The organism is Streptomyces sp. TRM68416 (assembly GCF_014596915.1).
Classification (GTDB): domain Bacteria; phylum Actinomycetota; class Actinomycetes; order Streptomycetales; family Streptomycetaceae; genus Streptomyces.
This window is the reverse complement of record NZ_JACVWU010000014.1, coordinates 125,221-140,476: the sequence shown is the minus strand read 5'-3', so window position 1 is coordinate 140,476 and position 15,256 is coordinate 125,221. Positions and strand designations below refer to the sequence as shown.

The 15,256-nt window shown below is 73.0% G+C and carries 12 protein-coding genes; 4 read left to right on the top strand and 8 right to left on the bottom strand.

All coding sequences use genetic code 11. The features are described 5' to 3' along the window. Nucleotides 1-234: 234 nt before the first annotated feature. Nucleotides 235-3,201 carry a helix-turn-helix transcriptional regulator gene (locus ICC28_RS22775; protein WP_188290523.1) on the bottom strand — a complete coding sequence of 989 codons (2,967 nt, stop codon included), beginning with the start codon at nt 3,199-3,201 and terminating at the stop codon, nt 235-237. 443 nt (nt 3,202-3,644) lie between these two features. On the opposite strand from ICC28_RS22775, the gene ICC28_RS22770 reads away from it, so the two are divergent. From ICC28_RS22770 to ICC28_RS22760, 3 genes are all read left to right on the top strand, one after another. Next, nucleotides 3,645-4,424: a hypothetical protein gene (locus tag ICC28_RS22770; protein WP_188290522.1), complete on the top strand. Its 780-nt coding sequence runs from the start codon at nt 3,645-3,647 to the stop codon at nt 4,422-4,424. 182 nt (nt 4,425-4,606) lie between these two features. Then, nucleotides 4,607-4,873: a hypothetical protein gene (locus ICC28_RS22765; RefSeq protein ID WP_188290521.1), complete on the top strand. Its 267-nt coding sequence runs from the start codon at nt 4,607-4,609 to the stop codon at nt 4,871-4,873. Between the two features lie 50 nt (nt 4,874-4,923). Then, complete coding sequence (locus ICC28_RS22760) at nt 4,924-5,700, top strand: hypothetical protein (RefSeq protein WP_188290520.1); 777 nt, start codon at nt 4,924-4,926, stop codon at nt 5,698-5,700. Nucleotides 5,701-5,759: 59 nt separating this feature from the next. Here the strand turns inward: ICC28_RS22760 and ICC28_RS22755 are convergent, their stop codons facing one another. Next, nucleotides 5,760-6,239: a WG repeat-containing protein gene (locus ICC28_RS22755; protein ID WP_188290519.1), complete on the bottom strand. Its 480-nt coding sequence runs from the start codon at nt 6,237-6,239 to the stop codon at nt 5,760-5,762. A gap of 3 nt (nt 6,240-6,242) precedes the next feature. Here ICC28_RS22755 and ICC28_RS22750 point away from each other — a divergent pair, with 3 nt between their 5' ends. Next, nucleotides 6,243-6,662, top strand: coding sequence for a hypothetical protein (locus ICC28_RS22750; RefSeq protein WP_188290518.1), 420 nt, complete (start codon nt 6,243-6,245; stop codon nt 6,660-6,662). 272 nt (nt 6,663-6,934) lie between these two features. Here ICC28_RS22750 and ICC28_RS22745 read toward each other — a convergent pair whose 3' ends face one another. The 6 genes from ICC28_RS22745 to ICC28_RS22720 all read right to left on the bottom strand — a co-directional run bounded on the left by ICC28_RS22745 (nt 6,935) and on the right by ICC28_RS22720 (nt 15,255). Beyond that, a complete protein-coding gene (locus ICC28_RS22745) occupies nt 6,935-7,909 on the bottom strand; it encodes an acetylxylan esterase (RefSeq protein ID WP_317454065.1) in 975 nt (324 codons plus the stop codon). A 2-nt stretch (nt 7,910-7,911) separates the two neighbouring features. Beyond that, entirely contained in the window at nt 7,912-10,326 is a 2,415-nt protein-coding gene (locus ICC28_RS22740; protein WP_188290517.1) for a polysaccharide lyase 8 family protein, read from the bottom strand. Nucleotides 10,327-10,336: 10 nt separating this feature from the next. Then, a complete protein-coding gene (locus tag ICC28_RS22735; protein ID WP_188290516.1) occupies nt 10,337-11,497 on the bottom strand; it encodes an SGNH/GDSL hydrolase family protein in 1,161 nt (386 codons plus the stop codon). After that, a complete protein-coding gene (locus ICC28_RS22730) occupies nt 11,494-12,564 on the bottom strand; it encodes a nitrous oxide reductase family maturation protein NosD (protein WP_188290515.1) in 1,071 nt (356 codons plus the stop codon). The genes ICC28_RS22735 and ICC28_RS22730 overlap by 4 nt, the downstream gene beginning before the upstream one ends. Next, nucleotides 12,561-13,181, bottom strand: coding sequence for a DUF624 domain-containing protein (locus ICC28_RS22725; protein WP_317454064.1), 621 nt, complete (start codon nt 13,179-13,181; stop codon nt 12,561-12,563). Before ICC28_RS22725 ends, ICC28_RS22730 begins: the two co-directional genes overlap by 4 nt. A gap of 103 nt (nt 13,182-13,284) precedes the next feature. Next, on the bottom strand, nt 13,285-15,255 hold the full coding sequence (locus ICC28_RS22720; RefSeq protein ID WP_188290514.1) for a heparinase II/III family protein: 1,971 nt from the start codon (nt 15,253-15,255) through the stop codon (nt 13,285-13,287). Between the last annotated feature and the right edge of the window lies 1 nt (nt 15,256).

Genomic DNA, 15,256 nt, shown 5'->3' with positions numbered 1-15,256 from the left:
GTGCGGCGAGCGGCGGCACGCCGGGAGTCGGCCGGCCAACGGGGGCGGAAGTCCGTCGTCCACCATGACGATCATGCCCCGGCCCTTTGTGACAAGGCTGTCTCCCGCGGAGACCCGATGGACGCGGACCGTCATCCGGGGACGCAGCGCCCCGGGGTCGTCATAGAAACCCGACGCGTGCTGCGGCGCGGTCGGGATGTTCGCGTGCGGGCGGGGCGAGTTCCAGGAGGCCCGTCACGGAGGCGGCGGCGCCTCGCGCCCCGCTTCCGCCTGGCGGGCCATCAGCGTGGCCAGGGCGGCGCGGGACGGGACGCCCGTCTTGCGGTAGACACGGGCGACATGGCTCTCGACCGTGCGCGGGCTGAGGCAGAGCCGGGAGGCGACGGCATGGTTGGTGAGGCCCTCGGCGACCAGTTCCGCTATCTCCCGCTCCCGCGCGGTGAGCTGGGCCAGTACGACGGCCGGGCCGGACGCCTCCTCCCCCGGGCCCGCCGACTCGCCCAGGACCTCCGGGTGCTGCCGGTCGGCCAGCGCGACCAGCAGCACCGCCCCGCCCTCGGCGGCCAGACGGCGGGCCCGCCGCCACATCTCCGCCGCGCGCGGGCCGTCACCCGCGGCCCGTGCGAAGGGGGCGGCGAGCAGCAGGCTCTGCACTTCGCGCAGGGTGGCGCCGGAGCGCGCGCTTTCCCGGGCCGCTTCGGCGAAGGCGCGTGCCGCGGCGGCCGCATCCCCCCGGTGGGCCTCCACCCGGCCCAGGGCGCGCAGGGCCGCCGCCCGGCGGGTGGGCAGGTCGATGCGCTCGGCCTCCTTCAGGGCGCGCTCGGCGGCCTGTTCGGCGTCCGCCGTCTCGCCGACGGCCAGGGAGGTGGCGACGAGCAGTTCCAGGAACTCGGGCAGCAGTGAGGGCTGGAGCCGGTGCAGGTCCCTGCCGCCGCCCGCGTCCAGCAGGACGTCCCGGGCGCGGTGCGGGTCGCCGGCGCTCAGCGCGGCGAAGGCGAGCAGGGACCGGGACAGGGTGGACCACCAGCTCTCGGCGGCGCCCTCCACCGCCCCCGCGGCCTCCTCGGCGGCGGCCAGGACCTCCGGGTCGCCCGGCGGGCAGGCCTGCCCCAGGAACAGGGCCCGGACCGCGAGTGTGAAGCCGAGGAGTTCGCCGCTGCCCAGGGCGCGGGCGATGGTCGCGGCCTCGTCGGCCAGTTCCAGCGCCGAGGTGATGCGGCAGGTCAGGAAGTGGGCGTACGCCTGGCCCAGCAGAAGCTGGGAGAGCATGTAGAGGCGTCCGGTGCGGCGGGCGATGTCCGCGCCCCGGGCGGTGTGGCGTTCGGCGTCGGCGTAGGCGTCGAGCATGACCTCGGCCCAGCCCAGCCGGACCAGCGGCTCGCACACCCCGGCGAGGTCACTGTCGGTGAGGGCGTCGGCCAGTCCGGACGCGGTACGGGCGAGGTCGCGGGCCTCGGCCGTGTCGCCCTCGTACGCCTCGCTCATGGCGGCCAGCGTCAGGGCGCCGATCTCGCCGAGTCCGTCCCCGAGCGCGCGGGCCTCGGCGAGCGTCCGGGCGAGTTCGTCCCGTACGTCGGGGAAGCGGGCGACGAACTGGGCGCGGCAGCACCATTCGACGACGAGGGCGATGCGCTGGGCCGGGGAGGGGCCTGGGCGTCGGTCCAGTTCGCGGCGCAGCAGGGCGTCGGCCTCGGCGTAGCGCCCGAGTTGGCGTTCCATGACGGCGCACTGCACGACCGCGGATATGCGGAGCGCGTCGTCCTCCGTGTTCCGGCTCGGCATGTCGATCACCTGGTGGAAGAGGTCCCGGCTGTCCCGCAGGGCCCCGGTGGTGCCGAGTGCGGCGGCCCGGGCCAGCATCAGTTCGCGGCGCCGGTCGAGGTGTTCGGGGGTGTCGGGCAGGATCCGGAGAACGGTCTGGAGCCAGTGGGCGGAGGTGGCGGGCGCGGTCACGGCGCTCTGTTCGGCGGCCCTGGTCAGGACGGCGGCGGCGTCCGGGTCCCATCCGGTCAGGGAGTGCTCCACATGGTGGGCCTGCTCGGCGAGGGGGGCGCCGGCCCGGGCGAGGGCGGCCGCCGCGCGCCGGTGGAACTCCTGGCGCCGCCAGGGGTCGGTGTTCTCGTGGACGAGTGCCCGGATCAGCGGATGGCGCAGGGCCAGGCGGTGTCCGTCCCGGTCCGGCCGGACGAGATCGCGGCGCGTCACCTCGCGCAGTGCCTCGACGACGTCGGCGACGGGCGAGGCGGTGAGGGTGGCGATCAGCTCGGCGGTGGCGCGGTCGCCGAGGACGGCGGCGGCTTCCACGGCGTAGTGCTCCAGCGGTTCCAGCGGCGCCAGCTCGTCCAGCAGCAGCGCCCCCAGCCCGGCGGGCAAGCCGTCCGGGAAGGCGTGGGCGGCGGCCCTCCGCGACGGTTCGGGAAGCGGTGTCCCGAGCCGCCGGGAGCCGCGATGGGACTGCAGGAGGGCGAGGAAGTACAGGGGGTTGCCCTCGCTCGCCGCGTACAGCTCGGCCGCCCGGCGCCGTGGCAGGTCGTGGGCCAGTTCCTCGACGCAGTCCCGCTCGCCCAGCGGGCCGAGGGCGACGCGCAGCACCACGCCGGTGTCGGCGCCGCGGGCCAGCGCCGCGGTGAGGGCGGCCGGGGCCTGCCGGTCGCGGCGTGCCACGACGAGCAGGAACGGGCCCGGTACCGGGTGCCGTACGAGGTGGTCGACGAGTTCCAGGGAGGCGGGGTCGGCCCAGTGCAGGTCGTCGAGGACCACCACGAGCCGGGTCCCTCGGACGCGGCGCAGGACGTCCACGGTGGTGCGGTAGAGCCCGAACCGGTCCCGGGTCCAGGCCTCGCCCTCCGGCTCGCCCCTCCCCCGCAGCACCGGCGGCAGCTCCCGCAGCGACGGTACGGTCCTGAGCGCGCGTGGGCCGAGGTCGGCGAAGGCGTCGGCGAACGGCTGGAAGGGGCCGTGCCGCTCGTACTCGGTGGCCCGGCCGCGCAGCACGATCGCGCCCCGGCGGCGGGCGAGCGCGGTGAACTCCGCCAGCAGCCGGCTCTTGCCGATGCCCGCCTCGCCGGTGAGGTCGACGACGGCCGGACCGCCGGCGCCCATGTGCTTCAGGGCCGATTCGAGCCGGCCGAGCTCCGCGGACCTGCTGACGAACGGCACTGTCGCCGCGCGCCCCGCCAGTCCGTCGTACGACTCAACCACCGCGATCTCCCTCGGAACGAACGCTGTCGCCGGATGCCCTGGCCCCGGGCCGGGAGCACCGGGCGTGACATCGGCTTCTGTCGATTTCTGTCGATCAGCGTTCTACAACACGGCTACGACAACGCAGCCCGCCGCAGACCTCCACCTCGGCATTCTCCGACCACGCCGCATTCTGGCTGACAGGAGCGCAGCGCGTCACACTACTGACCAGTCGCTCTGTCGGAACCGCTGGTACCGGTGATCGCGGCCGCCATGCCGGGGGTCATGTCCGGCGAGGCGAACGACGTGGCCGAGGGGCCACCGGTCCGTGGAACTACCTAATCCGCTACTGAACCCGCGTGGGCAGGTCGCCGGACGACGGCCGGGCGGTGGTGAGTATGGCTACCGTGCCGAGGGTCATGTCCCACGTACACGGAGCGGGACAGGGAAGAAGAGTCAAACCGATGACCACCGTCCACGGGGATGATCGCGCCACCGCCACCTCCACCGCCACCGCCACCGCCATGTTCGAGGCGGGCAAGGCCCTACAACTACAGGGTGACGGGGCGGCGGGGACGCAGGCGCTGGCCGCCTACGACAATCTGATCGCACGTTTCCGGCACAGCCGGGATCCGCTGGTGGCCTGCAGGGTCGGCGACGCGTTGACCTGGGGTGCCCACATCTGCATGGACCAGGGCTCCCTGGAACGGGCCCTTGCCCGCTACCAGCAGACCATCGTCATGTTCGAGGGATGGCCGGACGATGTCTTCCGCCGCAACCTGGCAGTCGCCTGGGGCGGCAAGGCCATCGCCTTCAAGAAACTCAGCCGGCTGGCCGAACGGATGCAGGCACTCGCCGAGCTTGCCCGCCGGATCGACTACCGGCCGTGGGATCTCTCCGACGACGAGACGGTGGTCAGCGAGGAACTGGCCAAGGCGGCTCTCAACTACGGCGCCGCCCTCCAGGCGCAGGGCCGGGACCAGGAGGCCATGGCCACCTGGCACGACCTGACGAACCGTGTCGGCAACGACCCACGCCCCAGCGTTCTGGAGTTCGTGGCCTGGGCGGCGGCCAGTCTCGGCGATGCCTACCTGGAACTGAGGCAGCGCGACGAGGCGGCCGCCCAATGGAACTACGTCGTCACCCGCTTCGCCGGAATCGACCACGCCTACCTGCAAGAGCAGGTGAACCGCGCGCGGGAGTCCCTGAAGAGCCTGGCCAGGCCCAGGTGGTGGCCCTGGTAGGAGGCGTGGAGCGAGCATGTGCGGCAGCACCTACGACGAACAGGACGAAGCCGAGGACGCGGCCGAAGCCCTGTCGCCTGGCCTGGGCTCCTCGACGGTGACACGGACATCTCGGGGAGACTCCGGGACGCCGCGCTCGCAGGGCGGCCCCTGCTGCGGTGTGAACGGGAAAGGAATGAGCAGTGAGCAAGGTGGAGCTTCCCACGTTCCCTTGGAACGACGGTGAGGGTGAGCAGGGCTGGTTCGAAGGCATCGATCTGACCTTCGACACCTGGAAACACGACAACCACATGCCCTTCGACGACGCCGAAGTGGTCTGGCAGGAGCTTGTCGAGCGGTTGGAGGAGGAGGACGTCGAACTGACGGCGGACCAGGAAGGGGTCGTGCGCCGCATCTTCGACGGGCTCTGGATGACCTACCGGGAGCCACAGGAACAGACGGGGGCCTGAGCGGCGCCTGACCGCCGTCGACCACAGCACGCCCGCAAGAACGGAGGGACATGGCAGGAACACCGGATGTCGGGCACTGGTCGGAGGACGGGCTCCCCCTCGACGCCCGGCGGATCAAGTCGGCGTACGAGCGAGTGCGTCCGGCGCTGAGGAGGGATCGGCTGTTCGTCGAGAGCGCCGCCGCCTTCGACGTCGACGTGGAGGAACTCGACCTGAGAATGGCCCGGCCGCCCGGCCGTCTGGACGCGGGCACGCTGTGGGACTGGCTCGGCGGAGCCGACCAGTACCGGTGGGCGGGCCTGCGGGTGCTGGCCGAAGGCTTCGCCGTTCCCGGAGCGCTGCGGCTCGCCGGGCGGATCACCGTCCCCGAGGGCAGCCTCCGTGTCGCCACCGGCGACGTGGTCGTGGAGGGGGACCTGGTACTGGAGGACCAGGCGATGGTCCTCGTCCTGGGCACACTCACGGTCACCGGGGCACTGGTCGGTTCCCTGTGGGACTACTCGATGGTGGCCGCGGCCGAGGTCGGGTGCCGTGACGGGGTGACGTCCGGGGAGATCCTGGCGCTGGACGCCGTCCGGTGCACCGGTGCCCTGTACCTCAGCGGGAACGACTACGCGTGCCGGGCGCCCCTCTTCGACGGCGGGGTGCTCGTCGACTTCGAGCGTTCCAACGCGTTCGGCCGCGTCGACGCCGCCGAGCGGATCACCGAGTGGGACCTCACCGCCGCGGCACGGGCGCTGGGCCTCTCCGCGGACGACAAGCTGGACCAGGCGTACGCCGACAGGCTGCTCGCCGTCGGCCCCTCAGCGGCGCCCGGCTCCGGGTGACAGCGGCCACGACCGCGCCGGAACGGTCGGCATCGGCCGCGTGGAGGAGGCCCGCTCCGCTACGGGCCGACCGTCTCGCCCCCGGTGTCGATCCGCACCCACGGGCCGCCGTACGACCCGTCCCCGGCGGGCAGCCGTACCTCGGCGACTCCGTCGCGGAACGGCCTGACCTCGACATACCGTCGCCCCATCGGGATGCGCCAGCGCCCCTCCGCGTCGATCAGCCCGTAGGAGTACGGGGAGTCCGACTGGTCCTCGACCCAGTTCAGCTCCAGGTCCGCCGCGCTGTACGGAGGGCGGCTGAGGACGGCTTCGAGCGAGTAGTCGAGCAGCCGGTGCGGGTCGGCCGCCTCGTCGGGGTCGGTGTCGTCCGCGAAGCCGGGCTCGGCGATGCGGTTCTCGACGTCGGTCAGTTCGCCCAGCAGCCACTCGGTGTGGCGGCGCCGCTGGTGGTCGGCGGCTCGCTCATGGTCGGCGGTTGTCTGTACGACCAGGGCTCGGAAGGGCGGATCGTCGTCGGCGGAGACCTGACGGCGCACGCGGTGTTCAGCGCCGGAGACCTGCTGGTGGAGGGAGACATCCGTGCGGACGTCGTCTGCTGCGTCAGTCTCGATCCTCGTACGACCGCCTCGGGTACCCTCCGGGCGCGGCTGGTCCTGGAGGAGGATCCCTCGGGCGCCCGGGTCGACGCGGACGTCCACCTCGACTACGACAGCTACCTCGCGGGACGGTCGGACGGCCAGGAGGGACTGCGGGAGCGGCTGCGGGCCCTGCTGGTGGACGAGGTCTTCACCGACGACGGTGGGGACGGCGAGGCACGCCTGGACCGGTACGAACTCTTCGACCGGCTGCTGGCGGGGGAACCGGTGTTCCGTCACGGCACCGGTTCCAGGTGCCGTCGACCAGGCCTCAGCCGATACCCGGACGCCTCCGGCATCCGGGGCGTGATCGGCAGCCCGTAGAACCTGCTGATCTCGTCGTGACCGGGCATCGTCGCTCCTCTTCGGGGCGGGGACGGGGAACGGGCTCACCCCAGGGGCCTGATGGGGGTGAGCCGCATGGGTACGGCGTGTGTCGCCGCTCCTCCGTGGCCCCGGACGGAGCCTCGCACACGCCGCATGCCGAAGAGATCCGTTGAAGTACCCAACCTGGTACGCAAATCCGGCATCACGCGGAGACCGGGCTGCCGGCCTGACCGCTGCCGGTGCTTTCGCCTCGGCGGCGGAGCCGGGGGTCAGCTCCCGAGGACTCCCCCGAGGGCGGCGCGCTTGCGTGGCAGGTCGTGTTCGGCGCCTCCCTCGTGGCCGTTGTACGGGAACACCTCGATCGAAGCGGTGCCCGCGTAACGGTGGTAGGCGGCGAACACCGTCGACGACGGGCAGACCTTGTCCATCAGGCCCACCGAGAACCAGGCCGGGCAGGTGGCGCGGGCCGCGAAGTTGACGCCGTCGAAGTACGACAGGGTCTGCATCGCGCGCTCCACGGCGAAGCGGTGCCCCGACAGCCAGCGGGCGATCTCCGCGTACGGCCCGGCGTCGGTGATCTGCGAGGCGCGCCGGTAGTGGCACAGGAACGGCACGTCCGCCACGGCCGCCGCCACGTCCTCGCGCAGTCCGGCTACGGCCAGGGCTAGGCCGCCGCCCTGGCTGCCGCCGAGCACCGCGACCCGGGCGGAGTCGATGTCGGGGTGGGCCTTCGCCGCGTCGACGGCCCGTACCGCGTCCGTGATCAGCCGCCGGTAGTAGTGGCGGGAGGGGTCCTCGATACCCCGGGTGAGGAAGCCGGGGGACGAGGAGCCGTGGCCGTCCGGCGCTATGTCGGGGGTGTCGGCGGTGTTCTTGCCGCCGCCGCCCTGGCCCCGGTTGTCCATCACCAGGTGGGCGTAGCCGAGCGCGCTCCAGGTCAGCCAGGTGTACGGGAGGCCGCGGCCGCCGTTGTAGCCGATGTACTGCACGACGGCGGGCAGCGGGCGGGTCCTGCCCCGGGGCAGCAGCAGCCACGCCTTCACCGGCTGGCCGCCCCAGCCGTTGAAGGTGGCGTCGAGGACGTCGACGGTGACCAGTCCCGTGTCGTACGGGGCGAACTCCGCGTCCAGCGGGTGCCGGGCGGCGTCGTCGAGGGTCTTCTCCCAGAACGCGTCGAAGTCGCCGGGCTCCTCGGGCTCCGGCCGGTAGTCCCGCAGGCGTTCCAGCGGCATGTCGAACAGCAACGTCAGCTCCTTGTCAGGGTGATGGTGACGGTGGCGCCGTGCAGGCCGGCGGTCTCGGCGGTGATGCGGGTCCCGCCCGGGGTGCGCTCGGCACGCACTCCGGTGTCGGCGGAGACGACCTTCAGCGCGGGCACCGCGAGGTCGAGGACCACCCGATCGCGTAGCTGTGTCGGGTCGGACAGGGCCACGGTCACCGTTCTGCCGTCGGGCCGGACGAGCGCCGACGCCGGTCCGTCGCAGGCCAGTTGCCCGGCTCGGCCGGCCGCCCAGAAGTTGGCGGCGAGCAGACCGTCGGCGCCGCGCCGCACCGCGTGCACGGCCGTGGAGTCGGCGACGAGCGCGAGCGGCGGGGCCTGGGACCACAGCCGGGTGCGGGCGGCTGAGGCGGCCGGGGCCTGGAGCCAGTAGTAGCCGGCGTCCTCCGGTGCCGGGCCGTGGTCGTGCCACAGGGTCAGATAGGGGCGGGTCACGGGGGTGTCGGTGCCGTACTTGAGGTTGATCTCCCGCCAGGTCGCGGTGCGTTCCTCGCGCAGGGCGCGCAGCCGCGCGGGACGGGGGAAGACGTAGCCGCCGGTGCCGTCGAGGTGCAGCCAGCGCACCTTGTCGAGCGTCGCCGACCGGGCCGGCCCGTGGAGGGCGGGGGCTCCGTTGACGAGGAGGGTGGCGCCGGGGTCGCGCAGTTTGCGGTTCTCCACGATCGTCTCCGCCGTGCCCTCGTCCGCGCCGATGCCGGACCCGACGCAGGCGATCACGTCGTCCAGGCAGAACCAGCTCTTCAGGGCGCGCAGTGAACTACCGTACGCCCGCAGGTCCATGCCGTACGCGCCGAGGGTCGTGCCGGGCAGTACGGTGCCGCCCGCCCAGTCGGCGGTGCTCGCGGTGCGATGGCCTGCCCCGTCTGCCGGACGGTCCGTCGTCACCGTGGTGCCGGGCAGGCGCTTCGGGTCGACGGTGGGCCAGTAGTCCTCGCTGTAGTGGCCGAGGTCGTCGGTGTACAGGAGCACCATGCCGTCGGACAGGTGCCAGCCGTGCAGGTTCTCGTTCTGGATCGACTCGTAGTTGTAGACGCGGGAGGAGTACGCGGAGATGCCGAGGGCGAACGAGGGCCGGTGGTGGACGGCCTTGTCCATCCGCGGGTACTGGCGGTGTCCCACCAGCCGGCCGCGGGCGGGCACCGGTGAGTCGAGCACCTTGCGCGCGGCGGTGAGCGAGGCGAGGTCGGTGACGGCGAGGAAGTCGCGGTAGGTGTCCTCGGTGATCCACTGTTTGGCGAGTGCGGTGAACGCGTCGGCCGTCTCCCCGGGGAAGCTCGGGATCAGCCGCAGCACGGCCTCGATGACGGTCTGGGCGGGGGCGTGCCCCTGCTTGCTGGGCCGGGCGATCTCACGCCCGCACACGGAGGCCATCACATCGCCGCGGGCGATCAGCGGGTCGAAGGCGTCGGTCACCCAGCGGCGGACGTTGTCCAGATCCGGGTCGGTGACCGTCCACGGTGTGCCGGCCAGCAGGCGCAGCAGCCGGGACAGGTTGTTCAGCAGTTCCTTGCCGTAGCCGCCGTTGTACGGGTGCTTGTAGTGCTGGAGGAAGGAGCCGTCGGAGTAGAAGCCCTCACCGGTGCCGCCCGCCCGGTCGTTGAACGCCAGCACGCTGTTGGCGCCGCCGCCCTCGACGTCGGACAGGGCGTCGCGTACCGCGGCCAGGAACGCGGTGTCCTCGCGCAGGACCGCGTTGACGGCGACGACGGTGCAGATCCACACCCGGTTGGCTCCGGTGACGATCTGCCGGTTGGCGCGCCACAGGTTGGGGTCGGGGGTGTAGTGCCGTACGGCCGTGTTGATGCGTTCGCGGCGGTCCGCGCCGAGCACGTCGTACATCAGCACGGTGGTGTCGTTGAGCGCCAGGGCGGCGCCGATCTCCCAGTCGTAGTCGTTGTCGTAGCGGGTGTGACCGGGGCCGTAGCGGTGGTCCAGCATCCAGTCGAGCGCGGCGGTGAGCAGGTCGGCGGTCGCCGTGTCGCCGTACTGGGGGGTGCCGGGGACGGCCCAGGCGGTGGCGATCGTGGCGATGCGGCGGAAGGCGCTGGCGACGTGGTTGGACAGGGCGGGGTTGCTCAGGTCGGGCCACAGGCCGTCGGTCCTGGACGGATCGAGGCCGGTCGTGGTGGTCGTCGCGGCGCGGCCCACCCGGTCGACGGCGGCCGCGATCCGCGGGTCGGCGAGGTCGAGGCCGGGGCCTCCGGTGAGCAGTTCGTGCCAGCGGGCACGCAGTGTCGAGGCATCACCGGCGTCGGCTGCTTCGGCCGCGTGGGCGGGTGCGACGGCGGCGAGCGTGGGCAGCGCGGCGGCCGTTCCCAGGGCGGCGGCGCCGAGGAGGGCGGTGCGTCTTGTCGGTCCTGGTGTCGTGGGGTTCGGTGTCATGGCGCTGACCTCACTGGAGGAGTCGGGTGTCGACCGCCGCCGCGAGTGCGGCGTGTCCGGTGGAGTTGGGGTGCAGACCGTCGCCGTTGTCGTGGTCGGGGAGCAGCCGGGACGGGTGTTGCGGGTCGCGCAGGGCGGCGTCGAAGTCGGCGAGGGCGTCGAAGACCCGCCCGGTGCGCAGGACGCGGTTGATCTCCTGCCGGACCGCGTCGAGTTCGGGCGTCCAGCGGATCCAGCCCTCGAACGGGGTGATGGTGCCGCCGATGACGCGCAGTCCGGCGTCGTGGGCGCGCAGGACGAGCTGCCGGTAGCCGGCGAGGATCCGGGCGGGGTCGGTCTGGCTGGGCGGTTGCTGAAGGTCGTTGATGCCCAGGTGGACGAGGAGTGTGCGCAGCCCGGGCAGGGCCAGCACGTCGCGGTCGAAGCGGGCTTGGCCGCCGGGGCCGAACCGGGCGTCGTCCAGCAGCAGTCGGTTGCCGCTGATGCCCAGGTTGGCGACGGCCGCGCCGCGCACCCGGTCCGCGAGCCGGTCCGGCCAGCGGAGGTTGGCGTTGTCGGGGGTGCCGACTCCCTCGGCGATGGAGTCGCCGAGCACGGCCACGGTGGGGCCGCTCGGTCCGGCCACGTCCACCCCGGTGAGCAGGAAGACCGAGTTGGTGCGGGTACGGAACGGGCCGCCGCCGGGGTCGGAGACGTAGTGCGTGGCGTGGGTGTTGCGGTGGAAGGACAACGGGCCGGTGGGGCCCGGGAGATGGGTGTCCACGGTCAGGTCGGTGCCGTCCGCCTTGCGCAGTCCGCGTACCGGATCGCTGGTCAGGGACGCGCCCGCGGCCAGCCACGCCTGTGCCGACCCGCCGAAGGTCACCCGGTGCCCGTCCGCCGTCACCGGCCCGACCAGGACGGGTCGGGTACCGAAGGCGTGGCCGTAGCGCAGTCTTGGGCGTCCGCCGGCCGACAGCCGTACGACGGCACGGTGGGTCACGTCCGTGAGGCCCTCGGACGCCAGGGGGTCGGCGGCGGTCGGCGCGGTCTGCGCTGTCGCCCAGGACGCGGCCCAGGCGGGACCACGTGCCGGCGCTGCGTGTGCGGTCGGCGCCACCTGGCCGGCTACCGCCAGCCCGGCGGCCGCGGTGAGGATCCCGCGCCGTGCGACGGGTCTGCCGTGCCTCATGCGCACCGCGCCGTCGGGTCGTAGAGGTGGCCGTGGGTGCCCACGGAGTTCCCGCCGGTGTTGCCGCTCATGGTGTTGCCGCACACCTGGCCCTGCGGGGTGGTCATGATCTTGATGCCGCCCTTGGCGTTGCCGGTGATGGTGTTGCCGTACACGTTGTTGCGCAGGCCCTCTTCGGGGGTGACCCCGCCGAGCCGGACGCCGGCGCCCAGGTTGTCGTGGACGGTGTTGTAGCGGAAGGTGTTGCCGCTGCCGCGTGCGTCGAGGCCGCCGGAACTGGTGTCACGCTGGCCGGTGCAGTCGTTGTGCTCGACGAGGTTGGCGGTCGAGTTCTCCTTGATGTCGACGCACTCGTTGCCCCGGGTGTCGATGGTGTTGTGGTGGATGCGGTTGTCGCGGCTGACGTCCGGGGCGGCGTCCGGGGCGCCGTTCGTCCCCTGCTGGCCGGGGTCGGTGCCGAGGTAGATTCCCTCGCCGTTCTTGCCTCCGGCGCCGAAGCGGAAGTCGTCCACCCCGCAGTTGCGGATGGTGTTGCCGTACACCTCGGCGCGGGTGACGAGGTAGCGCAGCCGCACGCACTCGTCCAGGGCGTTCCGGATCGTCATGTTGCTGATGCGCAGCCTGTCCACTCCGTCGCCGGGAGTGGTGCTCATGGCGTAGATGAGCTTGGCGCGGTAGCCGGCCGCGCTGTCCGGCGCTCCGTGCAGTCCGTCCACGGTGAAGCCGTCGAGCACCGTCCTGTCGTGCTGTACCTGGATGACCCGGATCTCTCCGGCACCCCTGACCACCGCGGACGAGGGGCCGGTGACCGTGACGCCCGGCCGCCGGGTGGTGAAGTCCTGGCGGTAGGTGCCCGGTGCGAGTCTGACCACCGCGCCGGACGGGGCGAGGTCCAGGGCCCGCTGGACGGTGGCGAGCGGAGCGCCGACTGAGGTGCCGGGGTTGGTGTCGCTGCCGGTCGGGCTCACGTAGTACGCGCTTGCGGCCGCCGCGGGCGACGGGAGGGCCAGCGGTACCGCGCAGGCGAGGAGTGCTGACGTCAGCGCGGTGCGGGTGATGCGCATCATGACGGGTTCCTCCGGGGATCGGCGAAGGACAGGGCGAGCAGGACGGGAAGGCTGGGGCCCAGCAGCAGCGGGCCGAGCGGAACGACGAGCGAGAGCACCGCGGCGGAGATCGCCGCCCCCAGCAGGGCGGTGCCGCGGGCGGGCGAACCGAAGCCGAGGGCGACCGCGCCGCGCACCCAGTCAGCGACCGGGGCACCGGGGTCCAGTGCGGCGCGGGCGGCCAGCGACACGCACAGGACGGTCAGCGTGGCGGCGATCCCGACTTGGCCGGCGAGGAGGGCGAAGGCGACCGGGGAGGGCCGGCCGAAGAGGAGAAGGAGGTTGGCCGCGAGGACGGCCAGTGCCGCGGTCGCCGCCAGGCCCTGCCGCCACAGGGCGCGCCAGTAGTGCGGGAAGGCGGCGAAGGTGCCCGTGAAGCAGCGGCCGTCGCCGTCCGCCCGCCACCGCTGGAGTGCCCGCGCCATGGCCGCGAGCGCCGGCAGCCAGGTGACCACGCCGAGGGCGAGCAGCGTGAATGCGGCCCCGGCGGCGGCCGGGTAGGCGATGAACTCAAGGCGCCGCAGCAGCAGCGACCAGCCCGCGGAAGGCTCGGAAGGCGCAGAGGAATCGGAAGGCACGGAGGGAGCGGAAGACACCGAGGGTGCGGGAGACACAGAGGGTGCGGAAGACACAGAGGGCGCGGAAGGCGCGGACGAGGAGGACGCGGCGGTGGTCCGCATGTCAGCAGATCCTTCCCGTGAACGGTTGCGAGTCGTCGAGCACCACGCGGCCCGCCACCTCGACCCGCCGCGCGGCGACCACGTGGATCTCCTCGCCGCCGACGAGGACGGCGGCGGCCTCGGCCGTCACCCCGCCTCCGCGGATCCGCCGGGTGACGGGGGCGAGCAGCACGGTCTCGTCGCCGAACGACACGCCGTGGCCCTCCTCGCACTGCACCTCTCGGGCGGTCGGTGTGGTGCCCGGCTCGATGACGGTCAGGAAGTGGGCGGAGGACGTCCGCTGCGTCGTCGTGCGCGTCGTGTGCAGGGTCCGTGTGATGCGCAGCGCCGGGGTGCTGGACGTCGGATTGGCCTCGACCTCGGTGACCGTGGCGGAGACACGGGCCTGGTGGGGTGCGAATCGGCGTACCAGGGCCCGCGCCGTCCCGGCGCGGATCAGCAGTCCGCCGTCCGCCGCGTCCGCCACCGGCTCGTCGGTCTGGAGCAGGAACGTCCACTCGCGCCCGCCGTCCGCCTCCGCGAGGTCCAGCAGCACGAGCCGGCCCGACGGGGTGAACACCAGGGTGCGGTCCAACCGGCGTACGCCGAGGGCCGGTTCGTACATGGCGGCGATCTCCGCGGTCGCGTGCGCCCAGCCGCCTTCGGCCAGCACGTCGCGCTGCCGCGCCTGCCGCTCGTAGGGGATGTCCCGGTAGACGTGGTAGCGGTCCTCGTCGGCGTACCCCTGGCCGTCGACCAGCAGCAGATTGTGGTGGGCGGCGCGCTTGCGGTTGCTGTAGCCCTCGTCCACGGCGAGGTACGCGCCCTGCCCGACCAGGACGAAGGAACCGGAGTCGGGGTGGTGGTGACCGGTGTTGAGGGTGTCCCAGCCGAGTTCGGCGCGGTGCTTGGCGCTGGTCTCCCACGCCTTGTGCCCGCCGCCCGGGCTGGCCTTGAAGGAGACCAGCGTCGCGTCGTCGTCCCAGCCGGTGCGGGCCGCCAGCAGCCCCAGGTCGGGGAAGTAGGCGGTGGTCTCGGCGGGTTCGCGGGCCGGTACGGACGGGTCGAACCAGAGGTACTCCAGGTACGCCTCCGGCAGGATGCCCGGGCGCACCCCGCTGGCGGCCGCCTCCTGCCCCAGCAGGTCGCGGCTCACCTTCTCCCCCAGCCACTGCGCCTCGGCGATGCCGTAGCGTGCGGCGAGCCGGTAGTAGAGGGCGGCGCTGTGTCCGCTGTGCCGGTCGTGGCAGTCGCCGTGGTCGACGTTGGTGGCGAATCCGGGGGCGGTCTGGTGCAGCCGGTAGCGGAAGGTGTGGGCCAGGAAGCCGCCGCGTTCCCACCAGTCGATGCCCTCGGCGTCCTGCAGCAGGTCGAGGTGTATCGCCAGCCAGGGGACTCCGTAGCGCCAGTACACGACGCCCTCGGCGTGCGAGCCGTCCTCCGGCAGCAGGTCCAGCACCCGGCCCAGATTGTCCTTGGCGCGCTCGGTCCACTCCTGCTCGCCGAGGACGTAGCCGGCCGTGGCCAGGCCCGCGTGGCAGATCCAGTTGTGGTTCTGCCAGTACGACGAGGACCACCAGCGGCCCTCGGTGGCCACCGCGAACTCGTACAGGCGACGGCCCTGGAGCGTGAGCTTGTGCCGCAGCAGCGCCCGGGATTCGGCGGGCAGCGCCTCGCCCAGCCAGTGGTACGCCAGGGACAACCCGTGCAGGAGCCATCCTGCGTCCAGGTCGTGGTCCGGCATGTGGGCCTTGCCCCAGTGGGGGAAGCGCACGGCGGCCTCGATCCACCGCAGGCTCTCCGCCAGGTGGGCGGGGTCGCCGGACAGGCGGTGGGCGAGCGCGGGGTTGGCGGCGGCCGGACCGAGCCAGGTGATGCTCGCCGAGGGGTGCTCGGCCGGCGGAGTGAGCGCACGGTGGCGTACGGCCTCGTCGTACAGGCGCTGCTCCTGGGCGGGCCGTGGCCCGGGGGGCGGGGTCGCGGAGAGCAGCACG